The following is a 4916-nucleotide window of genomic DNA, read 5'->3' as shown; positions in this document are numbered from 1 at the left end:
GTTCCGCATCCGCGTGGATGACATCCACAGGGTTCAGTCGCTCATTGGTGGCAAGTACATGCACGAGGGCACCTCGCGTGCTGGCCGCAAGCTTGCCGAGGCTGCTGACGCGTATGTTGCTGGCAAGTTGGTTGCCGCCGCAGCCGTACAGGCTGCTAAGCCTGGTCGCGGGAACCACCAGATCGACATTGATCTAGCTGCGCAGCCGGACGTGCTGTATGGGCAGTTCGTGGATGTCAAGGTTGCCCTCGACGAGACCGAGACCCCGCTAGACGGACGGTTCGCGATTGCGTCGCCCGCCTTGCACGGTCGCCTGCTTCGCGATGACCGTTTCATCGACGTATCGAAGTTCGGCAGCAACGAGCCGATTTCGAACGGTGTCGTTGGCAAGTTCTTGGGCTTCTATGTCCACCTGACGAACGCTTTGCCGACCGGTGTTCATCTGCTCGCGGGTCACCGTATCGCGACCACGTTTGCCGACCAGATTGTGAAGACCGAGACCTATCGGAGTGAGAAGTTTTTCGCCGACGTGGTTCGCGGTCTTCACGTCTACGGCGCGAAGGTCATGCGTGAGGAGCATATCGCGGTGGGCAAGGTCATCCCGTAACTGGCCCCCTTCTCGTGCCCTGGTTTGTAAGTTGGTTGTGATCGCGGCAGCCCTTTCGAGAGTTGTTCTAGTCTCCTATCGGAGGTTTCGTTTTGCTAGCTGAGCTGGCCGATATCGAGGCGCGGCTAGGGCGCACACTGTTGCCCAATGAGACGATCGCCGTTGCGTCTCTGATCGAGGATGTGTCGGCGCTTGTGACGGCCTACTGCCGTAGGGACTTCAGGGCGCATGTGAACGGCGTTGTGACCCTCGAAGGGTGGGCCGAACGGGAGTTGAAGCTACCCGGGGCGCCTGTGACACAGGTCTACCGCGTCGAGATGGACCGCCAGGAAGTCACGGAGTGGAAGCTTGTCGGCTCGTCGCTGTGGCGCCGGTATGGATGGCAGAAGGTCATCGGCGATCCGCTTCCCTCTGAGATCAAGGTGACGTATACGCACGGCTCTAGCGCCGTGCCAGGCGATGTCAAGGCCGTCGTCTGCAACGAGGTGCTGCGGGTTCTCGGGAAGGAAGTCGGGGCGACTTCTGAAACGCTTGGGGATCACGCAATCGTGTACGAGTCCGGAAGCGGCTCCATCGCTCTCTCGCGGTCCGCGAAGGGCTCTCTAAACCGATTCCGCCAGAGGATCGGTTCGGCACCTCTGCGGCGCCCGTAGGGGCGTCCGTGGGCCTTTACCGTGATTCCGTCGCCGTACTTCGCGCGGCGCTCGTTCCCGGCCCCTACGGGGAGGTTCGGGACTGGCCGAACTCCCAGGTCGTGTACACGGCTTTGCCTGCCAGTGTGCAGCCGGTCAGGGGCCGAGACGAGCTGACCTCCGATCAGGACCAGGACCGCGAGACCGGCGTAACGACCTGGCGCGTGTACACACCCCGGCAGGCCGACATCCGCGTGTCCGATCGGGTTCGCTACAGCGGCCAACTTCACGAGGTGACCGGAGTATCGCTTGTCTGGCCGTTCGTGACGGGCCGCAACTCCTACACCATGGCGACGATTCGGCGGGTCGATGGCTGACGTAGACGTCGATGTATGGGAGTTCAAACTCCCCCTGCTGAAGCGGGATAAGCGAGTCGCGAAAGAGCTTCTTAAGGTCGCGAAGGTCATCGGGCTAGAGGCATACAACATCGCCCCGAAGCGCTATCCGCTTCACGAGTACGCGACAAGCATCCGTGAAGAGATCGAGATCGGCGCGTTTGGCGATCCTGTCGCCTACGTGTCCGCCGACAAGGACGCACTAAAGATCGAGTATGGCACGAACGACACTCCAGCCTTTCGGCCTCTCGGCAAGGCCGTGGAGAGTAAACGCACCGAATGATTTACGACCCGATAGAAGTAGCGGTTGCGCTACTGCGTACGGGGATCACCGACATTCCAGTAGCCGGGAACCTGATCGGCCATCAGGCCGGAAAGTCTCGCGTCGTCGTGTCCCTACTGAACATCAGCAACATCACGCCAAAGCGTCTCGACCGCGTACGTCTCGATGTCTCCGCCTACGGGACGGCGAAGCACACAGCGCTCCGCAACGCCATGCTCGCACGGCACGTGCTCCTAACGAACGGCCCGAACTTCAGCTATGACGGCGTGGCAATCGCCGACGCCAACAACGATTTCGGGCCTCAGGACATCAGCGACCCCACATCGCGCGAGCACCGATTCGTGATCTCCCTCGATCTCTACATCTACATGAGGATTTAGCTCTTTGTCTGCCCTCAACTCTGACGCGATTCGGTTCGCGCCGAACGGCCGCGTGCTCTCGGCTCCAGCGAGCACGCCGCTTCCGATCATCCCTCAGACCGTTGCTGACGCGTTCGACAACACGAAGCCGTACAGCGGTTGGACTGACCTTGGCTACGTCACCGAGGACGGCTGCACTCTCACGCCCGCCCTCACGACAAGCGCCTTCCCCGTGTGGCAGTCCGTTGCCGCCGCGAAGATCACCGTCACAGCCGCTGGACTGGACTTCCAGTTCGCCCTAGCCCAGTGGGACAAGGACGCCACCGAGCTATTCTTTGGCGGCGCGTGGGGCACCAGAGACGCCGCAACGAAGCTGACCAAGATGACGCTTCCATCGAACCCGGCCCTACGCGAACGGGCGTTCCTCATCCTCTGGGGGGACCTCGACATCGTGAACGGGCTCTACGTCCCCCGGGCGATGCTGAGTGACCGTGACGGCCTAACCATCGGCAAGACGGATCCGAGCATCCTCAACATGACCTTCCAGAGCCTCGACGCGGGCGGGAAGCTTGCCGACGTGCTGACCACGGCGGACATCAACGCGGCGCCTGGAACGCCTTAGCCGTCCCCAGCTCTCATCACTCTCTGCGCTGGCCGGCAAAGTGCCACAACTCTTTGACCTGCGGCTTCTTCAATCGCGGCCAAACAGCCGGCGGCTACGGAGCGTGATTCCGTGTCAGACCTCTTCCTGCCCTTGTTCTCACGTTGATTGTTTGGAGCACCACGCATGCCCAAGGCACGGGCCGCCATCGCAGAAGCTACCGGCGACACCATCCCGGTTGACTTCGACGGAACCGTGTACACGGTTCCGTCGCCGATTGACTGGGATATCGATGTCCTCGACGAGCTGGACTCGGGCCGGTTCACCAAGGCCCTGAAGCTTGTCCTAGGTGCCAATCAGTACGACGCCTTCAAAGCTGCGAAGCCTCGAAAGCTCTCCGACGCCGTGGCGCTCTTTGAGGCGATCAGCGCCGCATGTGGCGTTGGCAGCACGGGAAACTAATCTGGCTCGTCAGGATACTGGACGAGCACCTTCCTGCCGTCGAGGCGGACCTACACCGGTACTACCGACTCGACATCATCGACCTGTACCGAGGCAAGCTCAGCGTCCGAAAGCTGCTGTCTCTCCTACAGGGATTGCCTAGGGGTTCGGCCCTCCACGTCGCCATAACCGGCGAAGAGGCGTCATGGAGCCCCGGCGACTATCTACTAGCCGCAACGGTTGACCTACTTCAGGTTTCCAACTGGCTATTCATGCAGGCGAATTCCAAGAAGGGGACACGAAACCCTTTCCCTGATCCGGTGCAACGCCCCGGGCGGAAGACGCTCCAAGAGGCACCCGACCAGGAATCACAGCGCTTCGCGTCTGCACAGGAGGTGAGCGCCTTCATAGCGCGCGCAACTAGGGGGCATTGAGCTTGGCAGCTACCAAGGTCGGTGAGGCTTATGTTGAAGTCCGGCCACGAGTCGCGAAGGACTTCGGCAAACAGATCCGCGAGGGGATCGAAAAGCAGTTAGAGCCGATCACCAACGATCTGGGCAGAAACATCGGCGACTCGCTGGGCGACAGCGTAGGCGAGAACTTCAGTGCCCGCTTCAGCGACCACGCTCGTGGAGCGTTCGACGATATCGCATTCGACACGGCCCGTGGTACGAGCATCGGGCAGACGCTAGGCGATCAGTTCGGACAGGGTTTCAACGAGAACGCCCGACAGCGAATCAAGGGCTTTGGCGATGGCATCGAGGGCGACCTACGAATATCCTTAACGCGCGTCACCGATGCGGCCTCTAGGACCGGCCGTGAGATCGAGTCGAATCTAACTGAGCGCTTCTCCGTAGCTCATACCGGAGCGCGGAAGCTGGCTTCCGGGTTCGGCTCGCTCGCGTCGAGTGCCGTCTTAGCGAGCGGCCAGCTCGCCGCTACAGCAGGTGCTCTCAGCGCCGCCGCCCCGGGCGCACTAGCACTCGGGGCGGCCCTTGCGCCATCTGTTGGCATCTTCGCCGCGATGCCGGGCGCCATCGCCCTGGGTGTTGGCGCCATCAGCACACTGAAAGTCGCTTTCGCGGGCCTGGGTGATGTCTTCAGCGCCGCACTCACAGGAGATATCGAGGAGTTTCAAAGGGCGGTAGCGACACTTCCGAAGGAAGTCGCCTCCGTGGCCTGGGAGGTACGTTCCCTGAAGCCTTCCCTCGACGGCCTTCGGGTGGCTGTACAGAGGGAATTCTTCGGCCATCTGGTGGGGGAGTTCGGCCAGCTTCGCAGTGCCATCCCCTCTGTCCAGGAGGGAATGACAGATGTTGCCGACGTTTTCGGCGACGCCGCCCGGCAGGTCCTCCGGTTTGTAGCCGATGCAGAGACCGTCGATCGAGTATCCCGAATTTTCGATGCGACTCGCGACTCGGTATCTCGCCTTACGCAACCGCTCGATATTCTGCTTGTCGCCTTCCGGGATCTGGCCGTTTTGGGCGCTGAGTTCATCACAACACGGTTAGTGCCCTCAATCGCAGATGCGGGAAACCGCCTCGGATGGTTTCTATCCACGGCTGCATCCACGGGCGACGCGTGGCGTTGGATGGAAT

At 61.5% G+C, this 4916-nt stretch carries 7 protein-coding genes and 1 pseudogene; all 8 read left to right on the top strand.

Annotated features, from left to right (window positions below):
- A pseudogene (locus ABD120_RS39300) lies at positions 1 to 607 on the top strand (N4-gp56 family major capsid protein); the annotation flags it as partial.
- 92 nt (positions 608 to 699) lie between these two features.
- Positions 700 to 1260 (top strand): hypothetical protein, encoded by a 561-nt coding sequence (locus ABD120_RS39295; protein ID WP_343955563.1) that lies wholly within the window; start codon positions 700 to 702, stop codon positions 1258 to 1260.
- A gap of 8 nt (positions 1261 to 1268) precedes the next feature.
- Positions 1269 to 1616 carry a phage head completion protein gene (locus tag ABD120_RS39290; protein ID WP_343955561.1) on the top strand — a complete coding sequence of 116 codons (348 nt, stop codon included), beginning with the start codon at positions 1269 to 1271 and terminating at the stop codon, positions 1614 to 1616.
- A complete protein-coding gene (locus ABD120_RS39285; RefSeq protein WP_343955559.1) occupies positions 1609 to 1917 on the top strand; it encodes a hypothetical protein in 309 nt (102 codons plus the stop codon). The genes ABD120_RS39290 and ABD120_RS39285 overlap by 8 nt, the downstream gene beginning before the upstream one ends.
- The gene (locus ABD120_RS39280) at positions 1914 to 2297 is read left to right on the top strand and encodes a hypothetical protein (RefSeq protein ID WP_343955557.1); all 384 of its coding nucleotides are present in this window, start codon (positions 1914 to 1916) and stop codon (positions 2295 to 2297) included. Before ABD120_RS39285 ends, ABD120_RS39280 begins: the two co-directional genes overlap by 4 nt.
- A 4-nt stretch (positions 2298 to 2301) precedes the next feature.
- A complete protein-coding gene (locus tag ABD120_RS39275) occupies positions 2302 to 2898 on the top strand; it encodes a phage tail tube protein (RefSeq protein ID WP_343955555.1) in 597 nt (198 codons plus the stop codon).
- A 165-nt stretch (positions 2899 to 3063) separates the two neighbouring features.
- On the top strand, positions 3064 to 3339 hold the full coding sequence (locus ABD120_RS39270) for a hypothetical protein (RefSeq protein WP_343955553.1): 276 nt from the start codon (positions 3064 to 3066) through the stop codon (positions 3337 to 3339).
- Positions 3340 to 3754: 415 nt separating this feature from the next.
- Positions 3755 to 4916, top strand: a 1162-nt coding sequence (locus ABD120_RS39265) for a hypothetical protein (protein WP_343955551.1), incomplete at its 3' end; no start/stop codon positions are given.

Source organism: Nonomuraea longicatena (assembly GCF_039525605.1).
Classification (GTDB): domain Bacteria; phylum Actinomycetota; class Actinomycetes; order Streptosporangiales; family Streptosporangiaceae; genus Nonomuraea; species Nonomuraea longicatena.
Note: the sequence above shows the minus strand (reverse complement) of the source record. Positions and strands in the feature narration are given on the sequence as shown.